The organism is Ignavibacteriota bacterium, from assembly GCA_016708125.1.
In the GTDB taxonomy this organism is placed as follows: Bacteria; Bacteroidota; Ignavibacteria; order Ignavibacteriales; family Melioribacteraceae.
The window spans coordinates 2,256,587-2,276,186 of record JADJGF010000001.1 but is presented as its reverse complement, the minus strand read 5'-3'; the positions used below and the strand labels follow the sequence as shown (position 1 = coordinate 2,276,186).

The window sequence follows — 19,600 nt, the reverse complement described above, 5'->3', positions numbered from 1 at the left end:
ACGCAGTTTAAAAATCATCCCCCAATGAATAATATTTAATAGGCGTATTACAATTAACGCTTAATAATTACTTAACAAACACTTAACTTTCATTTAACATATAGTCTTATCTGGCTCAGTAAATTTTGCAGTGTAAAATTTATCTTGAGGTCGATATGCAAAAAATGCAACAAATTATTAAAGTGTTTATTTTTTTTCTACTTGTAACAAATTTATATTTTGCTCAAAACGGGAAAATTGTAGGAATTATAACCGATGAGAATAATCTATCTTTGGTTAGTGCAAACATATACATCGAAGCACTAAAAAAAGGTGTTACTTCAGATGAAAATGGAAAATTTGTCTTTTCAAATCTCAATACCGGCAATTATGAAATTACATTTTCTTATCTCGGTTATCAAACAAAAAAAATTAACATTGATGTTTTAGAAAACAAAACTTTGGAATTAAATGTTATTCTTAATTCCGGAATTTTATTTGGCGAGGAAGTTGTTGTTTTAGGCGATCAATTAATTGGTCAAGCTAAAGCTTTGAATCAGCAAAAAGAAAATATGAATATTACAAACATTGTTTCATCAGATCAAATTGGAAGATTCCCAGATGCAAATATTGGCGATGCACTCAAAAGAATTACTTCAATAACTGTTAATTATGATCAAGGTGAAGCAAGATTTGGAAATATAAGAGGAACAGAACCACGTTTAAATTCTTTTACAATTAATGGTGAAAGAATTCCATCCGCTGAGGCTGAAATAAGAAATGTTCAGTTAGATTTAGTTCCATCCGATATGGTTCAAACCATTGAAGTAAATAAAGCTGTCACTCCCGAAATGGATGCTGATGCTATTGGTGGATCGGTTAACCTAATTACAAAAGGGGCACCAAATAAATTACGATTGTCAACAACACTAGGTGGAAATTACAATCAACTTTCAGAAAAAGCAGCATTTAACGGAGCTTTTACGGTAGGACAAAGATTTGCTGATGACGTATTTGGTATTTTATTAAATGGTTCTTATCATGATCATGAATTAGGCTCAGACAATACCGAAGGTGCGTGGGATAATGATGAAGGTAATATTATTATTGATGAATGGGAAATTCGTGAATATCAAATTAGAAGATTAAGACAAAGTATAGGTGGAACTTTAGATTTTAGGATAAATCCATTCAACACCATTTATCTAAAAGGGATTTATTCAAACAGAAAAGATTGGGAAAATCGTTACAGAGTAACTTACTCTGATGATACAATTGAAAGACAAACAAAAGGTGGAATAAGCGGTGATACAAGTGAAAATGCTCGATTAGAAAATCAAAAAATGTTTACGTTATCTTTATCTGGAGATCATGCTTTTGATGGAAATATAAAACTTGATTGGTCTGCCGGAATATCAAGGGCTTCAGAAGAAAGACCAAATGAGCGATATATAACATGGGCTGCTGAAGATGTTGAAGTACAATTTGACTTATCTGATTTAGAAACTCCCAAACCACTAGAAAGTGTTTCGCTTTCTCAATATGTGTTAGATGAAATCAGTGAAGAATACCAATTTACAGAAGAAAAAGATTTTAATGCAAAAGTAAATTTTGAAATTCCTTTGTTAAATTCCGGTAAGTTTAACAATAAATTGAAAATTGGTGCTAGACTTAAAAATAAAGATAAGGAACGAGATAATAATTTTTTTGAATATACACCTTTATCAGAACCGGCAAGTATTTTAGATTGGGCAACAAAAGATTATACAAATCCAAACTTTTTAGCCGGAGACTATAAAGTTGGAACATTAACATCGGCTGAAAGTATTGGGTCATTGGATTTAGATAATTCTTCCTTATTTGAAAAAGAAGATAAACCGGATGAATATGCCGCATCTAATTTTAATGCAGCTGAAAATGTTATTGCCGGTTATCTACAGTTAAATCAAAATTTAGGGAATAGTATTTCGATGATTGCCGGAATTAGATTTGAACAAACCGATATTGATTTTAAAGGTTATCAATTTGATGAAGCAACAGAAGATGTTACTTCAACAACAGGAAAAGATAATTATTCTAATTTCCTTCCGGGTATTCATTTCAAATTTAATTATGATGAAAATACAATCTTAAGATTTGCATGGACAAATACAATTGCAAGACCAAATTATTATGATCTTGTTCCATATAGAGCAATCGCCGAAGATAATGAAGAGCTGGCAATTGGTAATCCTTCATTAAAACCAACAACTTCTATGAATTTCGATTTGAATGCGGAAAAATATTTAGAAAGTGTAGGAATTTTATCCGGTGGAATTTTTTATAAATCCATAGATGATTATATTTATGTTTATTCAGAAGAAGATTATGCAGATAATATTTCCGGCAATACATATGATGAATTTTTCCAACCTCGTAATGGCGCCTCAGCAAATTTGTTTGGTGTTGAATTTGCATTTCAAAGAAGATTAGATTTTCTTGGAAGTATTTTTAAGAATTTGAATTTTTATTCAAACTATACTTTTACTAATTCAAATACGGATAACCCAGTACTTAATGATCAAGTTGAAGGCAAAAAGGATATTGAATTGCCCGGAACTTCTCCACATATTGTAAATGCAAATTTAACTTATCAAAATGAGCAAATAGTTTTAGGAATTTCCTTTAATTATACTGCTGCATATTTAGATCCGGATGAATTAGATTTAACTCCCGGTTTAGAAAGATATTATGATAGTGTTGTTAGACTTGATCTCAATGGCTCATATGCATTTACTCCAAATTTAAGGTTGTTTATTGAAGCCAATAATTTAACAAATCAGCCTTTACGATATTATGCCGGAACACAAAAAAGAACTTATCAAGCTGAGTATTACGATTTAAGATTTAACGCTGGAATTAAATTTGATTTGTAATAAAATAATTAGGCGGACTAATTTTTTGTCCGCTTAAAATTTTTTGAGAAAAATATGAAAAAAATATTTTATAATGCTTTGGCAATAATTTTATCAATCATTTCTTTGTATTCTTGTACAGATAAAAATATTGTTTCTAACAAAACTGCAAAAGAATTTATAGTATCCGAATATTATCAAACAACAGCGAACGAAGCTGACAATATTGATTCCCCTACTTTCTGGAAACTTAATGATAAAACTGCTTGGCTAATTACAACAGCAAAAGCAACAGATAGACTTATTGTTCATGATGCAGCAACTGGTAATTTTGTAAAATACGTTGGAGCAAGCGGTAACGAACCACTTCAGTTTTCAAGACCAAATGGAATTTTTGCAATTGATTCTCTTTTATTTATTGTAGAAAGAGATAATGCCAGATTGCAAATCTTAAAATTGCCAGATTTTAATTTTGTTAATTTTATTGGGATTGGTGATTTAATAAAACCCTATGGAATTTATGTTCATAAAAATGAAAAATCATACAATATTTATGTAACAGATAATTATGAAACAGCAGATGAACAAATTCCTATAGATAAAGATTTAGGTAACAGAATTCACTTATATGAAATGAAGTTTGAGAACAATCAATTTCAAACAAAACTAATTAAGAAATTTGGTGATACTACTGGAAACGGAGTATTAAGAATTGTTGAATCAATTAATGGAGATTTTGAAAATAATAATTTACTTATTGCTGAAGAAAAAGAAGATGAAACATGTATCAAGATTTATAACTTTGATGGTATATTTAAAAATAAAATAGTTGGGCGTGGTTTATTTAAAACCCAAGTTGAGGGTATTGCTTTATATAAAGAGAAAGATAACCAAGGTTTTTGGGTTGCAACAGACCAAGATTCCGTTTCAAATACATTTCATTTTTTTGATAGGAAAACTTTCGAACATATTGGCTTTTTTAAATCGACGAAAACAACTAATACGGATGGAATTTGGCTGACTCAAGAATCATTAACGAATTTTCCAAAAGGCGTTTTTTTTGCTGTGAATAATGATAAGAATATTTCTTCTTTTAATTTATCAGAAATATTGAAAAGAGTAAAATTAAGTGATTAAGATATCAAAATAATTTTAACGATTTCTTAAAATTAAATTCATTATAACTTAACATTTGTAATTTATATTTAGTTTAGAAAATAATATTAATTACAACGATGAATTTCACAAAAATACTTACTATCAGCCTTCAAGGATTCTCAGTTTTTTTCTCAAGTATAGTTTTTATTAAATTTTTTGTTTATTTCACAAACATTGCGTCAACAATAAACTTTGAAATCATTGATGTTTATCATTCATTGATTGGATCATTTTTATTTTTACTTAATAATTTTACTAAAAAATTTTCTCACGATTTTAATTAGTTCATAAACAATAATGAAAAAAGATTTGAATGACGAAGAATGGAAGAAAGTTAGAAATATTCTATTTTCGCTTTTTGATTTAACTTGGGATTATTCTGAATTAAGTGCGAGAAAAGCTGCAAGCAATCTGGAAGATTCAAAACCAAAGAGATATGAAAACGAACCTTTTAAGAATTACAATCAAAGACTGTTGAATTGGGATAGTTCTAAAACTGAATCTTACTCACAAACTTTTAATGATGTAAAAGCAAAAAGTTTTAATCTTGTTAAAGACCTTGAAGAACTATTAACTAAACTTGGTTTACCTTCAAAAGAATAAGAAGACTAAGCAACAGCTTGTTCTCCAGAATGAACATCAATATATCTTAATCTTTTTTCCTTTGTAATTTTTTCAACATCAATTAATATAAATCCGTCGACACACATTTCAAAAGAATCGTCAACTCCAAATCCCAAATATTTCACACCATCAATTTCGCACAAATCCGTATATTGTTTATATAAAGTTGGAACAGTAAATCCAAATGGTTTTAACATATTTTTTAGAATTTTATAATCTTCAATTGGTGAATTCCCAATAAATTCTTCACTTAAATTAGAATAAGTTTTTTCAGAAATTTTAAATTCTTTATTTGGATGAACAGAATCTTTAATATTTCCGTACCATTTTGAATAATAAAAAACAATCATTTCAGTTGCTGTTTGATTATAATTTTTACTAATACTTACTCCGCCAAACATATATTTAATTTCCGGATGTTTATATAAAAACGCTCCAATTCCTTGCCAGAGATAGTGAAGCGCATTTGTCTTCCAATATTTTTTTTGGATAAAACTTCTTCCAAGCTCTAATGATGAATTCAAATAAGTATTAATAAAATCTTCGGAATATTTAAATAGTGTTGAAGTATAAAATCCTTTAATGCCAAATTCATTCATTAGTTCACTACCTAATCCTAATCTGTATGCGCCGACAATCTCCAAATCATTTTCATCCCAAACAACAATGTGTTTATAAATTTTATCAAAACGATCAATGTCTAATTTATTGCCGGTTCCTTCACCAACTTTTCTAAATGTAATTTCTCTTAAACGTGCAATTTCATTTAATGTATTTGGAGCTTTAGAATATTCGCACAAATATATTTTTTTTCTATCTGATGTTTCTCCTAATAATTCAGAGTTTATTAATTCACGTTTAATAAATTTTCTTGGAATTGGATGAATAATATTTTTCTCGGTTACGAAAACTCCTTTTCTATCTTTTCTAATTCTCATAACATGTTTTTTCAATAATGCAATCTGAGATTGATCTTCAATAATATGCGAAGTAAAAACCTTTGCCGGTATTGGATTTCCCACTTTAATTGAGATTGTTTTATTTTTCTTATTAAACAATTCGTGAACTAATAAGAATCTTGAAAAATATTTATTGATTGCTGATGCCAAATAAAATAGTAATGAATTTTTAGCATCAATGTAAATTGGAAGAATTGGAGAATTGTTTTTTTTAGCAAAATGAATTGCACCTTTATGCCATTTTGAATCTGTGATATGATAGAATTTTAATCTTGATACTTCAGCAGCTGGAAAAATAATTATTGCATGCTCGTTTTGCAAAGCTTCATCAATTGATTTTATATTTTCTCTTTGAATTAATTTTGAATCCAAATTAAAAGGTAAAAACAGATTTCTCAAGTTTTCAATTTCATATAAAATTGAATTTGCAATAATTTTTACATCTTCCCTAATCTCTGATATTAATTTCAACAAAGCCAATCCATCCAAACTTCCAATTGGATGATTTGCAACAATTATCAATCTTCCTTCCGATGGAATTTTTCTTAAATCCTTGTTTGATATATTAAATGAAAAGTTAAGCTGCTCAAATAAATTATCAATAAATTCAACCCCATATGTATCTGAGTTTGTTTCAAGAACTTTATTTATTTCGTCTAAATGAATTACTCTTTTAACTATTCCTAAAATTAATTGTTTTTTCCAGTTAGATATTTTTTCAAAGTTTGGATAGTGATTAGTTATAACAAAATTCAAATCAAGTTTACTCATAAATTTTTACTCCACATTTGAAGATAATTTTAAACCTATTGCTCCAATTAAAATTAGAACAACAAAAAATACCTTAGCAAAATTAATCGTTGAGTTAAAAATTAGACTTTCTGCAATTGTTGTACCTATTACTGCAATTCCCATCCATATTGCATAAGCAATTCCAATTGGAATTGTTTTCAATGCGTTGGAAAAAAAGTAAGCAGCAAAAAATCCGAAAAGTGCATAAAATATAATTGGAATTAGTTTTGTGAAACCTTCTGTTTTTTTTAAGCTGATTACCCAGCCAATTTCCAAGAAACCGGCTAACAATAAGTAAAACCAATTTATTTGCATTTAATTCCCTTTTACATTTATAATTTTTTCGTTTTTAAATTTTCGAAATGCGAAAAGAAATTGCCGGAAATAATTTTCTGGGAAGAATGTTTTTAGTCCATATTCTTTTGCTTTCTCATTTTTCGGGAAATATGAAGTGCTGAAAATCCAATCCCAAATTGCTAATTTTGTAGAAAAGTTTTTATTTCTTCCCTTACCAATTGAATGATGCAGTCGATGCATTTCCGGACCATTAATTACATATTGTAAAACTCCCGATTTCACATTGATATTCGAATGAATGTATATTCCCCATGCCCCGCTTATCAATCCTTTTGCTACAGCAACTTGAGGAGGAGCTCCCAATAATAATATTGGAAGAAATTCAATTGTTTGATTAATTAAAATTTCAAAACTGTGTGATCTTACACCGGAAATCCAATCGACTTCTTTTGCAGAATGATGCGCTTCATGAAGTCGCCAAAGATATTTATTTTTATGCTGAAGTTTATGAAACCAATATATGTACAAATCGTGCGTAACAATAAAAAATAAAAGTTGTAAAAATATTGGCCAATCTGAAATAATTTTTAATCTAGATAAATGGGTTGAGTTATCAATAAATACAATTAAAAAAGAAATTAAAATTCCAAGTACAAAAGATTGAATAAAATTATAGAAAATTAAATCTGTCCAAAATCCTTTTCTAAAAAAAAGCTGATTTTTATTGTAAGGAAAAAATCTTTCCAAAATTATTACAACAATTGCAAAAAGCGAAAGTAAGCCGAATGATAAAAATTGAAAGTTAAATAAATTCATTAACTATGCATATAATTTTTCTGAAATGTTCTTTCTTAATTTTGACATTGATTTTTTTTCGCTGTCATAAACTTTTTTAATTCCATCACCAAGTGCTTTTTCGATATCTCTAATATCTTTTACTAATCTATACATTCCCATTATTTCTACAGATGCAGCTTGATCACTTCCCCAAGATGCACGATCAAGTGTGATATGTCTTTCAATAAAAGTTGCACCTTTAGCAACTGCAGCATAAGTTGGTGCTAACCCAGTTTCATGTCCGGAATATCCAATCGGTATTTTTGGATATCTGTTTTTATAACTTTCTACCACATTTATATTTAACTCGTTTAAATTACATGGATAGTTAGACGTAGATTGCGCAATCATCAATTGAGATTCTTGTAATGTTTCAACTGCTTTATCAACTTCATAAAGTGATGACATTCCCGTTGAAATCATTATTGGTTTTTCAGTCTTTTTAACTTTTTTAAGAAGTTCATCATCGGTTAATGAAGCAGATGATATTTTATACATTATTGGGTTAAATTCCTCTAGAAACTTTACAGCCTCAACATCCCATGCTGAAGCAAACCAGTGAATGTTTTTTTCTTTGCAATATTGATCAATGCTTTCATATTCTGAAAATCCGAATTCAACTCTATGCCGATATTCAATATATGACATTCTACCCCACGGTGTATCTCTTTCAATATAAAATTGATCTTCGGGTACACAAATTTCCGGAGTTCTCTTCTGAAATTTTACAGCATCACATCCGGCAAACACAGCACCGTCTATTAGTTTTTTAGCGTTATCTAAAGATCCGTTATGATTAATTCCAATTTCTGCAATTATATAAACCGGTTGTCCATCACCAATAAATTTATTTCCGATACGAATTATATTTGATCTATTCATTTAGTCCTCTTCTTTATTTTTTAATTTCTCTTCAATAATTATTTCAGCAAATTCTCTAAATGCACCATTTCCGCCAATATTTTCTAATACAATATCAACTTTCTCTTTTACATTTTTCATTGCATCAGCAGGGCAAGCTGAAACTCCAACTGCATCAATAATTTCTAAATCGTTTACATCGTCACCTATGTAAGCAATTTGATTATATTCCAAACCCCTTTCTTTACAAATATTTTTTAACACTTTAATTTTATTTTTAGCACCAAGATGAATTTCTTCGATATCTAATTTTTCAGCTCGTTTTCTTACGAGTAAAGACTTTTCCCCGGAAACAATTCCAACTTTAACTTTAACAAGTTCTCTTAGCCTTTCAACTCCCATTCCATCTCGCAGACTAAATCTTTTCAATTCTTCGCCTGAAACGGAATAGTAAACGCCAGTGTCTGTTAAAACTCCATCAACATCTGTTAATAACATTTTAATTTTTTTTAGTTTTGTACTTAGCTCATTCATATATTTTTCCTTTACCAAATTGTCCATCCACCGTCAACAATTAAATTTTCTCCGGTCATATAATTTGAAGCATCGCTAGCAAGAAATACTATTGCTCCTTTATAATCATCCGGATTTGCCATTCTGCCTAATGGCGTTCTGTATGAATACTCATTTATAAATTCTTCATTTTGATTATTTTTAACTCCACCTGGAGAAAGGCAATTTACTCTGATATTTTTTTCTGCCCAATAAGAAGCCAAATATTTTGTAAACGAAATTACCGCACCTTTTGTAACTGAATATGCCGGCGGTTTATAAAATATTTGATTTCCATTTTTATCTTTGTATAAATTTTGATTTGGGGCAACTACTCCATAAGTAGATGCAATATTTATAATATTTCCATTTCCTTGTTTTACCATTTGGCTGCCGATAATTTTAGAACAAAGAAATGTTCCGGTTAAATTAACATCAATTGAACGTTGCCATTTTTGTAAAGAATAATTTTCAAATTGAGATTCTTCCAAAATATTTTTTGGATTTTCTACCATATCATTTATTGCAGCATTATTTATAAGTATATCAACTTTATTAAACACTGCTAAAACATTTTCCAATAAATTTTGAATTGATTTCTCGTTGGTCACATCAAGTGCAAATCCTGATGATTGAGTTTTTAAATTTTTAGAAAACAATTTACATTCTGCTTCATCAATATCGGCAACAATTACATTTGCACCGGCTTCGGCTAAAGCTTCACAATGATTTTTACCTAATAATCCTAAAGCACCGGTTACAACAGCAACTTTATTATTTAAAGAAAATAACTCCATTATTTTAAAACCGGTTTTATATTAAAGTTTTCAGTTTTTCTAAAAACCGCTTTTACCGGTTCACCAAATAATCTGCTTTCGATATCATTTTTGGAAACTGCATCCTTCAATAATTTTAAAACATCCTCATAAACATTAAGCGTATAATTTATATCTTCATCCGTATGTGAAAATGACATATTGTGAAAACCCGACCAAAGTATTCCTCTCTTAATCATTTCTTGCTGAATAAAGGATTTTATAATTAATGGATCCATTAAATCATTTTTTATTCTTATCATAGATCTCCAGTTATAGCCAATAGCATAAATAAAATCCAAATCAAATAATTCGCATAAACTGTTAAAACCATCTTTTAACTTTTTCCCTTGAATTCCCAAGTAATTGATTACATCTTTTTCTTTTATTTCTTCTATCGTTGCTTTAGCTGCTGCAAGAGACAAAGCTTCTCCTCCGAAAGTTGTAAAAAAGAAAATATCATTTTCCGCTAATTGCATAATTTCCTTTTTACCGGTGAGAACCGAAATAGGCATTCCATTAGCAATTGCTTTTGAATATGTTGCAAGATCCGGAATTACATTAAAATATTCTTGAGCACCGCCAAGTGAAATTCTAAAACCAGTCCACATTTCATCAAATATTAAAACAATATTTTTTTCTTTACATAGTTCAGATACTTGAGATAAAAAATTATCTTTAGGTTCATCAAATACAACTGGTTCAATAATCACAGCGGCTGTATTTTCATCAATTGATTTTTTCAACGATTCAATATCATTATAATTAAATGTGTGAGTTAATTCGCTTATTACTTTTGGAATTCCCTTATTTGGAGGAAGTATATTCGAATACCAGTCATGCCATCCATGATAACCGCAGACTAATATTTTGTCTTTTCCTGTGTAAGCTCTGGCTAATCTAATTGCTGCACTTGTTACATCCGCACCGGTTTTACTATATCTAACCATTTCTGCATTGGGAATAATTTCATTTAACAATTCAGCAACTTCAACTTCTAACGGATGCATTAAAGAAAATGTTATTCCATCTTTAAGTTGATTAGAAATTGCATCATTAACTTTTTTATAATTATATCCCAATGAAATTGGTCCAATTCCCATATTATAATCGATGTATTCATTTCCATCCACATCCCAAACATGTGATCCATTTCCTTTTACTAAATATTTTGGCGCTATGCCTTTTATATATTGAGTTGGACCTTTAGCAAGTGTTTGTGTAACAGAGGGAATTAAATTTACTGCTCTGTTATAATATTCATTAGATTTTCTAATTGACGGATAACTACTATTAAACATTACTCCATTGGACATTGAGTTTTTTTTCCTTTTTTACTAAATGTTCTTTTATTCTATTTGCAATTTGAATTGCACTAAAACCTTCATAATTTAAGATGTTGTTTAACTTTGCGGGCTTAAAAAATTTATTTTGTAAGTTAATTGCTAAATAATCTGAGATAAGTTTTTCTTTAACTAAAATTTCCGATATTATGGAATATAGCCCGCCAATTTGATAATGATCTTCAATTGATATAATTGTTTTACAATTATTCACTGTATTCAAAATTTCATATTCATCAATTGGTTTAATCGTTCTTAAGTTAACAAGTCTTACCGAATAACCTTCAGCTTCAAGAATTTCTTTTGCTTTAAATGATTCGTTAAATAATGTTCCATAAACTATAATTCCTATTTCATTACCATCACCAAATACTTCGGCTTTGCCAAGTGCAAACTCTTCGTGATTCACAATTGTCGGCAAATCATTATATCTTATATAAAAAGGTCTGTTGTAATTTATTATTGTAGAAAGTCCTTTTATCATATCATCCATATCAGCCGGACAGAATATATTCATATTTGGAATGCATCTCATCAATGCAATATCTTCTATTGCTTGATGTGTTGGTCCGTTTCCTTCTGAGAGTAATCCTGCAAAATTGCCAATAAGTTTTACATTTAAATTTGGATATCCAATATCGGTTCTTATAAATTCAAACGATCGCATTGTTAAAAATGCGGCTAAAGCATGTACTATTGGTGTTCTTCCTCTTAAAGCTAAGCCCGCTGATATACCAACAAGCGATTGCTCATTAATTCCGGTATCAATAAATTTATTTGGTATTACTTTGGGTAAATTTCTAATTGAAGCTCTATTTTCTGCAGTAAGAATTATTATGCTTTCATTCTTATGAGCGAGTTCTATTAATTTTTCTTCATAATTCATTTAAGTTACTCATTTTAAATTCAAATTCATTTGTCATATTCAGTTCATTTATATACTCAATCACGCTATAATCATTGTTCTCAACAAACCATTTATTAATTTTATTTTCAATGCTTCTAATTCCTTTGCCTCTTGTTGTATCTGCGATTATAACCGACGGACGATTTATTTCAAACGGAAATTCTTTTAATGCTTCATTCATATCAATAAAATTATGTCCATCTATTGATTTAACCGTACATCCGAAAGATTCAAATTTTAGATTAAGCGGATTAAGTGGAATTAATTCTTCTGTAAGTAAATTTGCTTGAATTTGATTTCGATCAATAATGATTAAGAGATTATCTAATTTGTATGCATGCGCAATTAATAATGATTCCCAAATAGATCCTTCATTCAACTCACCATCTCCCATTAGCACAACAATTTTATTTTGGGTTTCTTTTAGTTTACAGTCTATTGCAATTCCAATAGCAATTGATAGCGAATGACCAAGTGAGCCTGAATGAAATTCAACTCCCGGAATTTTTGTATTTGGATGCCAATAAATATCATCATTTACTTGTAAATGATTATTTAATCTTTCAACTTCTAACCAGCCTAATTCAATAAACATTCCATATAAAGCTGGAACGGCATGTCCTTTTGATAGGAAAAAGTAATCTCTGTTTTTACTTTGGAGTTTATCTTTACTAACATTTAAAAAATCTGTATAGAGATAAACAATTAAATCAGAACAAGAAAGCGCAGACCCAATAAAAGCCCCGCCATTATTACTTAAAGTGATAATATGTTCTCTAACATTTTTCGCAATTTCTTTATATTCAATTAATTTTTTATTGTCCATATTCTAATCTCATTTTTGGTGCAATTGTTATTTGATCGTTATACCAAAATTTTCCAACGTGTTTATTATTAATTCTGCCTAAGTATGGTTTATTTTCAATCAGATCAAGTATATCATATAAACTAAAATTTGGATTGTTGTGATATAATTCTTCATAGATCATTCGTATAAATGTATAATCTTCTTCGTAGTCCAAAGTCCATCTGTGGCTTTTTGAAAAATCAAAACCCGTATTCCAGTTAACATTACCTATATCAAATACATCGGGATGATTCCAGATATATGGAGTTGTGTGTTCTCGTTCGTAATCTTTTTTTGCTTCTTTCCAAATATATCGTAGAGTATCCATTGTCATAACTTCAACATCATTCCCATCTGGATAAGATGGCGGTTGTAAATTACTTACAAAATCAAACGAATCAATATTTTCTAAAAAATATCCAATTACACGATCAATAATCTGAGGATCAATTAATGGACAATCAGATGGAATTTTTACCACAATGTCAGCATCAAATTTTAGCGCAGTTTTATAATGTCTATCTAGTAAATCAGTTGAGTGCCCTCTGTAAAAGTCAATTTTATTTTTCTCACATAATTCTTCAATTATATTATCTTCTTCATTTGATGTTGTTGCTACAACTACTCTGCCTGAATATTTTGACTTTTTAACTCTTTCAACCATATGTAAAAGCAATTGTTTACCTGCCGCGTAAAACAATACTTTATTTGGTAAACGAGTTGATCCCGTTCTAGCTTGAATTATAGTTACAATTTTTAACATGACTTATGTCTTTCTCAATTCTAGTTGTAGATTTTTCATCTCTAACGATAAGTTAGGTGAGTAAAAATATTCAAGTGATTTAAGTGCAATTAGTTCGGCAGATTTTCCATCATTTTGAATTGGAGTTAATTCTTTTAATAAATTTATATCGAAATAAGAATGGACTTCTTTTCCTAATGCAATTCCAATATATACAACCGTGGAATATTTTGTAATTAGTACGTCACAATTTGCAATCATGTGATTTATATTTTCATCCGTATAAACCAAAGCATCGGGAGCATATTTTTTAATTTCTTTTGTTGCTCTATTAAAATTTTCGTTTGGATGAAGTTTGAATATAAGCCTACGCCCATTAGCAATTTCTAATGCATCCAAAATAAATTTCTTTCGATTTTCATACTTAAATGTTTCGCGGGAATCTGAAGTGGCAACTAAAACAAAATTCTTATATGGAAAATCATTTTCAGTAAACTCGTTTACATTATCAAAATTTGGAATTCCGGTTACAACAATTTTATCCGGATTTACACCTTTTTTAATAAAAAGATTTTTATAACCTTCCGAAGCAACAAAAAATAATTTATAAGCATCGGATAAACCAGTTGTAGAAGTGCTTGCTAAATAACGAGGAAATCCAAAATATTTTGCAAAATAATACATCAAATTTTCCGGATCAGTCATTCCCTCTTGCACCAGAATGATTTTATTATGCTTTATATTATGCGGAATAATTAAATCAGAGCATGTAAATACTAAATCATATTCATTGTTTCTTTTATCCGGATCAATATTTAATTTATTATTTATAAGGTAATTTTCCGTTTTTCGTCTAACCTTTTTACCCAAAATTGTGAATTCCAAAAATCCTTTTTCCGCCAAATATCCAATTGTTCCATCATCATAAAACGGAGTAAAATATGAATCAAACCCCAATAGATGCTTCGATATTTTGTGCATCATTGTGGTCTGATTCATGGAGCCGCAAATAAATAACGCTTTGTTTCGCATAAAACCAATTAGGAGTTGATTTTTGATTGTGGAAATTTAGTTTGAATATGTTACTGAATAATTACTTTGATGTTAAGAAATGATTAAGAAATTTTGTTGGAATTCGTTTTGTTAAAATTAAATTAATATTGGGATAAAATTAAGTTAACATTCAAATTTTACTTTTGTAAAAACTTTTTATAGAAATGAGAATATTACATTTATCCGACCTTCACTTAAATCCATACTATCATAAAAATAATATTGAGAAGACACGAACTGCTTTAACTCAAGCCGTAATTGATGGATTTGATCATTTAATTGTAACCGGCGATATTGCACACGATGCGGATGAGGAGAGTTTTAAGATTTTTAGAAATATTTTAAAAGATTTTAATTTACTTGATTCAAAGAAAACAACCGTTATAATTGGAAATCATGATATTTTTGGCGGCGTTTATTCTGTTAAGGATTTAATAAATTTTCCCGAAAGATGCAAAACGACAAATTATAATGATCAAGTTTTGCGATTTGTAAATTACTTTGAAGAATTATTTATTGATTGTATTTTCCCTGAAGATGGAAGTGTATTCCCTTTTGCAAAAATTATTGATGATATTGTTTTAATCGGAATTAATACAAATGACGTTTATTCCGTAATAAAAAATCCCTTTGCATCAAATGGAAGAGTTTCTAAACAAGAATTCACAAATATAAAGTTGATTTTGAGTGATAAAAGAATTGAAAAACACAAAAAAATAATCTTATCACATCATCATTTTTATAAAAATAATTTTGAGGCAAAAAGTTCAAGTAATGATTTATGGAATAAAATTGAAGGATACACATTAAAACTTAGAGGGAAGAAAAAACTTCTTAAATTGTTTACCAAAAATGAAATTGGTTTAGTACTGCATGGTCATAGCCATGAGAATAAAAACTATTCAAGATTAGGGATAGATTTTTTTAATGCCGGAGGATCTATTGATAATGAAGATGATATCCATTTTTTGAATTACTTAGATACAGATTTGATGAAAATCATATCCGCAAAATTTGATATGGAATTGCAAGACTAAATAACTTAAAAATATAATTTAGATTTTAATATCGCTGTCAAGGATTTAGGTTCCATTACCCACCCCCAATCTGATCTGGATCTACTCGAATAAATTTCATTTCATTACTGAAAATAAGTTTAAACCGGACTATTAAAATGACGGTACCGTCTGGTATGAAAACCGGATTCTAATTTTTTTAGAAACGAAAATACAGTAGCAAAAACATGAGTTAATTTTAAGTGTGGTAAGTACTTCTTAATGAAATTAATTCATTTTTGAATATTCTCATTATTAGTTTTAGTTATTTAAAAGGTGATTGGAATATAAAATTATTGCTTCTTCTGAAGACATAGAGTTTAATTGAATTATAAGTTTACTTATTTGGTTAGTAAAGCAATGCAATAAAATGTTATTGGTTCCGAAATTTCTTAAAAAATACTTTTCTATCAATTTGCGAAATGGGTTTGATGTTTAATAAAAACAAATTTTTACAGTCTCAATTAAAGCCTTTCAACTGAACAATATTCACATCAATTTCTTCATTTGTAAAAATTATTTGTACTTTTTGATCTGAATCCGATATTTCGATAATGTAACCATTTTCAATTACACTATGAGATGAACAAATATTAAAAATTCCATTATCATTTAGGTTTTACATAGAACAAATTATATATGAATTATGAATTTTACCATTTCCTTTTGTTAAGTATTTTGCTGTATCTGTTATAATATTTTCAGCATGTTTACTTAAGTAATCTTTAGAAAATTTTAATTCTATTGATTTTGCATTTGTTAAAGAAGTTAGAAGTATTTTTTCATCATTGCTTATTATTAAATTATTAGTTCCTAACTGTTGAGTTACTTTACATTTATCAAATCTGAAAATTGTTTCATAATCATTTTCGTTATTTGTATCAAAATAATCATGAATTACTAAATATTTATCAATAACAAGTATTACATCCCTTGTCCATCTAATACCTGAATTCGTAGCATCAGTTTCCGGCGAAATCATTCGACACAGCTTGTATTCATCACTTATAATAAATTTCTGAATATTATTTTCTGTATATCTTTTGGCAGCCCATTGAATTTCTTTTCGAGATGTTTCATAATCACTTTTTCCATTTATTAATACAGTATTATGAGCTTCAGAGGTTCTGTACCAATTAACAAGTAAAGGATTATCATAATTGCAACAGCCGCTATCAGTTAATATTGGTTTATTGTTAAGCCAAAAGTTAAACGCTAATCTTCCTGCATGGCAGTGCGATCCAATAAGTTTTGCAGCATTGAAATTTATATACCAAGAATTTTTAGAATTTGGATTTGATCTAATTACACCAATTTGTGAATCTTTAAAATATGTTGATTGTTCTACCAAGGGTAAATTGTTATTGCCAATTATTCCGGTCAAAGTTGGTAAAATAAAAGAAACCGTTTCTTCATATGAATCATTTATTGGGGGAACAGTATTATCCGGCTGTGCAATAACTTTTAAGTAATTATACATTTTCTTTAATAGTGGACGAATTTGCTCTGAATCACCAACATTATTTTCTCTAAAAAGTAAATAAACATCTCTGAATACACTTGTCATAAAAGGATAATAACCAAACATTTGTTCAACATTTCCACCGTCTTCATAAAAAGCATTTTTTACATGATGATTAATAATTTTAATTCCGGTCTGCAAAAGTTCTTTTGCTTCTGGAATTGACGGGAATAAAATTGTCAAATATAGAATTGCAAGGGCTCCATGAGATTGGTGATTAAATTCGTTTAATTCCTTTTTACCAAAATCTTTCATTAGAATTTTAGCATGATGTCGCTGTAAATTATAAATAACTTCTTTATCAGAATCGGTTAAACCTTCTTTTCCTAAATAATAGCACCAAGATAAATTTATTGATCTCCATGCAACCTGCATATCAAACCAATTGTATTTAGATTTAGACGGACCTTCTACCGGATTTTCTTTTATCCAATTTCTTAATAATTCCATCATAAATTTTAAATGAGTTGGATTTTTATCAATAAAATACAATCTGGCAAATGAGGGTAGATAGTAAAATCTATTAAACCAAACACTTTTTTCAAGTTCTGTTTTTTCAAAAATACCCCAATCGTTTGGAACACCTAAATGATTATCAATAAATTCTTTATTTATTAGTTCTACTATTTCCTCATCCTTTTCGGTACCAAGTAATTCCATTTGAATAAACTTTCCGCCTTGGTCTTTGGGAATAAATTCCCCGAAACTATATTCATTTATAAAACTATAGAACGGGAAATTACCTTCGTCCAGATTATTCAAATCATTTGAAGAACTAGATATTTTTTTTGCATTAATAATTTGCGGGAACAAGGATCCGGAGACAACAATACCTGTGCCTAATAAGGATTTTTTTATAAAATTTCTTCTTGAATAATTATTTGAAAAATTCCCGTTCATCAATAATCTCCAACTTTATAGAAATATTATTTTACATTTTTTGTTTTTGAACTGAAAAATAAAGTACCTGCAATCATTCCAATTGGAGCAAGTATAAAACTTAACAAACCCGCATTAACCGGATCAATTTCTGTATTTATTAATGAATAAATTGGCGGTAACGCACTTAAAATAAACGCTAAATATGCACCAAAAGCATTAGCCTTTTTCCAATAAATGCCGGCAGTTAAACTACTGATAATTCCAGCATAGGAAAGCGATCCGGTTAAAACTATAATTCTAAAAACTGTATCAGTAAATTCATAATAAACACCCCAAAAGAAAATGAATAAACCAATAATGATAATTCCTATTCTGGTAAACAGAATTCTTTTATTATCTTGAATTTCCTTTTTAATAATTGGACTAATAATATCTTGAGTTAAAATGGCACTGAAAGAAAGTAAATAACTATCGTACGTTGACATTGAAGCTGCTAAAAATCCTATTATTATAAAGCCCAGCATCCAAGTTGGAATTACTTTTAATAGCATTACTGGTAAAGCAGTTTGAGTATTTTCAACTTTTCCTAAAATTGCAAGAGCAGCGATTCCCCATAAAATTGGCATACTTGCTCTAAAGAACATAAATACACTTGTTATTCTAAATAACTTAAGAGCGGATTTTACACTTTCCATGCTTAGTGTTCTTTGCACAACCGGTTGCCAAGATGACCATCCGCTTATATAATAAAGCGTTGTCCAAATAATAAATACAATTCCATATTTGGGAGAATGAAATACATCAAATCCCAACTGACCAATATTTGTATTTACCGCTTCAACCATTCCAGTAATTCCTCCGGCTTGTCCAAATGCAAAATATGAAGTAATGACTATTCCCAATAGAATCAGAAAAAATTGAAAAACGTCTGTAACAATAACAGAATACATTCCGCCAAGCGAAGTATAAATGATTACAAAAATTAGTAAAACTCCCATAACAATAGGTAGACTATCAATTGGCAAACCAAGTATTATACACAGAAATCTTCCTTCAACCTGAAGAAATATTCCCAAGTTAAGAACTCCGGTTAGAAATGTTAATATTCCGGCAATAATTCTAATATTATTTGAATAACGTAATGAGAAATATTCCGGTACGGTTCTTACTTCTAAGGCACGTAATTTTTCAATTACAAAACCGGTTTTGCCAATAATCCACATTGTTATTGCGGCAATAAAAGCAGTAACTAAAGCTACAAATCCATTTTGAAAAGCTTCTTGCGAAAAATAGACAATAGTTACCAAACCCATTTCGGTACTGCTTAAAGTGGCTAATCCCCATAAAGACTTTATCTTTCTTCCGGCAACAAGAAAATCATCAATATGTTCATCTTTCCCCCTGCTTGCCCAAATTCCAATTGCAAGGCTTAGTAAAAGAAAACTAATTATAAGTATCCAATTAAGGTTAAGTTCTAACAT

The 19,600-nt window shown here is 29.1% G+C and carries 17 protein-coding genes; 4 read left to right on the top strand and 13 right to left on the bottom strand.

Going from position 1 to position 19,600, the window contains the following annotated elements:
• Positions 1-155 precede the first annotated feature (155 nt).
• The 3 genes from IPH62_09970 to IPH62_09960 all read left to right on the top strand — a co-directional run bounded on the left by IPH62_09970 (position 156) and on the right by IPH62_09960 (position 4,634).
• Positions 156-2,894 (top strand): TonB-dependent receptor, encoded by a 2,739-nt coding sequence (locus IPH62_09970; protein ID MBK7105596.1) that lies wholly within the window; start codon positions 156-158, stop codon positions 2,892-2,894.
• Positions 2,895-2,948: 54 nt separating this feature from the next.
• Positions 2,949-4,010, top strand: coding sequence for a phytase (locus tag IPH62_09965; protein ID MBK7105595.1), 1,062 nt, complete (start codon positions 2,949-2,951; stop codon positions 4,008-4,010).
• Between the two features lie 318 nt (positions 4,011-4,328).
• Positions 4,329-4,634: a hypothetical protein gene (locus IPH62_09960; protein MBK7105594.1), complete on the top strand. Its 306-nt coding sequence runs from the start codon at positions 4,329-4,331 to the stop codon at positions 4,632-4,634.
• Positions 4,635-4,639: 5 nt separating this feature from the next.
• On the opposite strand, the gene IPH62_09955 is transcribed toward IPH62_09960, so the two are convergent.
• Genes IPH62_09955 through IPH62_09905 form a run of 11 tightly spaced genes read right to left on the bottom strand, consistent with a single transcriptional unit; the run spans position 4,640 to position 14,639 of the window.
• The gene (locus tag IPH62_09955; protein ID MBK7105593.1) at positions 4,640-6,385 is read right to left on the bottom strand and encodes a lysophospholipid acyltransferase family protein; all 1,746 of its coding nucleotides are present in this window, start codon (positions 6,383-6,385) and stop codon (positions 4,640-4,642) included.
• A gap of 6 nt (positions 6,386-6,391) precedes the next feature.
• Positions 6,392-6,715 (bottom strand): multidrug efflux SMR transporter, encoded by a 324-nt coding sequence (locus IPH62_09950; GenBank protein MBK7105592.1) that lies wholly within the window; start codon positions 6,713-6,715, stop codon positions 6,392-6,394.
• A 6-nt stretch (positions 6,716-6,721) separates the two neighbouring features.
• Entirely contained in the window at positions 6,722-7,519 is a 798-nt protein-coding gene (locus IPH62_09945) for a sterol desaturase family protein (GenBank protein ID MBK7105591.1), read from the bottom strand.
• Positions 7,520-7,522: 3 nt separating this feature from the next.
• A complete protein-coding gene (locus IPH62_09940; GenBank protein MBK7105590.1) occupies positions 7,523-8,422 on the bottom strand; it encodes an N-acetylneuraminate synthase family protein in 900 nt (299 codons plus the stop codon).
• Positions 8,423-8,899 carry an HAD-IA family hydrolase gene (locus IPH62_09935; protein MBK7105589.1) on the bottom strand — a complete coding sequence of 159 codons (477 nt, stop codon included), beginning with the start codon at positions 8,897-8,899 and terminating at the stop codon, positions 8,423-8,425.
• A 47-nt stretch (positions 8,900-8,946) separates the two neighbouring features.
• A complete protein-coding gene (locus IPH62_09930) occupies positions 8,947-9,750 on the bottom strand; it encodes an SDR family oxidoreductase (GenBank protein MBK7105588.1) in 804 nt (267 codons plus the stop codon).
• Positions 9,750-11,084: an aminotransferase class III-fold pyridoxal phosphate-dependent enzyme gene (locus IPH62_09925; GenBank protein ID MBK7105587.1), complete on the bottom strand. Its 1,335-nt coding sequence runs from the start codon at positions 11,082-11,084 to the stop codon at positions 9,750-9,752. The genes IPH62_09930 and IPH62_09925 overlap by 1 nt, the downstream gene beginning before the upstream one ends.
• A complete protein-coding gene (locus IPH62_09920) occupies positions 11,062-11,997 on the bottom strand; it encodes a transketolase (protein ID MBK7105586.1) in 936 nt (311 codons plus the stop codon). Before IPH62_09920 ends, IPH62_09925 begins: the two co-directional genes overlap by 23 nt.
• The gene (locus IPH62_09915; GenBank protein ID MBK7105585.1) at positions 11,987-12,844 is read right to left on the bottom strand and encodes a transketolase; all 858 of its coding nucleotides are present in this window, start codon (positions 12,842-12,844) and stop codon (positions 11,987-11,989) included. The genes IPH62_09920 and IPH62_09915 overlap by 11 nt, the downstream gene beginning before the upstream one ends.
• Positions 12,834-13,628 (bottom strand): glycosyltransferase family protein, encoded by a 795-nt coding sequence (locus tag IPH62_09910; protein MBK7105584.1) that lies wholly within the window; start codon positions 13,626-13,628, stop codon positions 12,834-12,836. Before IPH62_09910 ends, IPH62_09915 begins: the two co-directional genes overlap by 11 nt.
• A 3-nt stretch (positions 13,629-13,631) precedes the next feature.
• A complete protein-coding gene (locus IPH62_09905; protein ID MBK7105583.1) occupies positions 13,632-14,639 on the bottom strand; it encodes a hypothetical protein in 1,008 nt (335 codons plus the stop codon).
• A gap of 185 nt (positions 14,640-14,824) precedes the next feature.
• Between IPH62_09905 and IPH62_09900 the strand changes: the two genes are divergently transcribed.
• Positions 14,825-15,697 carry a metallophosphoesterase gene (locus IPH62_09900; protein ID MBK7105582.1) on the top strand — a complete coding sequence of 291 codons (873 nt, stop codon included), beginning with the start codon at positions 14,825-14,827 and terminating at the stop codon, positions 15,695-15,697.
• Positions 15,698-16,334: 637 nt separating this feature from the next.
• Here the strand turns inward: IPH62_09900 and IPH62_09895 are convergent.
• Together IPH62_09895 and IPH62_09890 are read right to left on the bottom strand one after the other, a co-directional pair.
• Entirely contained in the window at positions 16,335-18,137 is a 1,803-nt protein-coding gene (locus tag IPH62_09895) for an alginate lyase family protein (GenBank protein ID MBK7105581.1), read from the bottom strand.
• Positions 18,138-18,163: 26 nt separating this feature from the next.
• Positions 18,164-19,600, bottom strand: a complete 1,437-nt coding sequence (locus IPH62_09890) for a sodium:solute symporter family protein (protein ID MBK7105580.1) — start codon at positions 19,598-19,600, stop codon at positions 18,164-18,166.

Excerpts from the sequence above, each read along its gene's own strand:
- IPH62_09895 (MBK7105581.1), bottom strand. The coding sequence starts at position 18,137 with ATGAACGGGAATTTTTCAAATAATTATTCAAGAAGAAATTTTATAAAA.
- IPH62_09915 (MBK7105585.1), bottom strand. The coding sequence starts at position 12,844 with ATGGACAATAAAAAATTAATTGAATATAAAGAAATTGCGAAAAATGTT.
- IPH62_09955 (MBK7105593.1), bottom strand. The coding sequence starts at position 6,385 with ATGAGTAAACTTGATTTGAATTTTGTTATAACTAATCACTATCCAAAC.
- IPH62_09925 (MBK7105587.1), bottom strand. The coding sequence starts at position 11,084 with ATGTCCAATGGAGTAATGTTTAATAGTAGTTATCCGTCAATTAGAAAA.
- IPH62_09890 (MBK7105580.1), bottom strand. The coding sequence starts at position 19,600 with ATGTTAGAACTTAACCTTAATTGGATACTTATAATTAGTTTTCTTTTA.
- IPH62_09920 (MBK7105586.1), bottom strand. The coding sequence starts at position 11,997 with ATGAATTATGAAGAAAAATTAATAGAACTCGCTCATAAGAATGAAAGC.
- IPH62_09965 (MBK7105595.1), top strand. The coding sequence starts at position 2,949 with ATGAAAAAAATATTTTATAATGCTTTGGCAATAATTTTATCAATCATT.
- IPH62_09935 (MBK7105589.1), bottom strand. The coding sequence starts at position 8,899 with ATGTTATTAACAGATGTTGATGGAGTTTTAACAGACACTGGCGTTTAC.
- IPH62_09940 (MBK7105590.1), bottom strand. The coding sequence starts at position 8,422 with ATGAATAGATCAAATATAATTCGTATCGGAAATAAATTTATTGGTGAT.
- IPH62_09930 (MBK7105588.1), bottom strand. The coding sequence starts at position 9,750 with ATGGAGTTATTTTCTTTAAATAATAAAGTTGCTGTTGTAACCGGTGCT.
- IPH62_09910 (MBK7105584.1), bottom strand. The coding sequence starts at position 13,628 with ATGTTAAAAATTGTAACTATAATTCAAGCTAGAACGGGATCAACTCGT.
- IPH62_09970 (MBK7105596.1), top strand. The coding sequence starts at position 156 with ATGCAAAAAATGCAACAAATTATTAAAGTGTTTATTTTTTTTCTACTT.
- IPH62_09960 (MBK7105594.1), top strand. The coding sequence starts at position 4,329 with ATGAAAAAAGATTTGAATGACGAAGAATGGAAGAAAGTTAGAAATATT.
- IPH62_09900 (MBK7105582.1), top strand. The coding sequence starts at position 14,825 with ATGAGAATATTACATTTATCCGACCTTCACTTAAATCCATACTATCAT.
- IPH62_09945 (MBK7105591.1), bottom strand. The coding sequence starts at position 7,519 with ATGAATTTATTTAACTTTCAATTTTTATCATTCGGCTTACTTTCGCTT.
- IPH62_09905 (MBK7105583.1), bottom strand. The coding sequence starts at position 14,639 with ATGCGAAACAAAGCGTTATTTATTTGCGGCTCCATGAATCAGACCACA.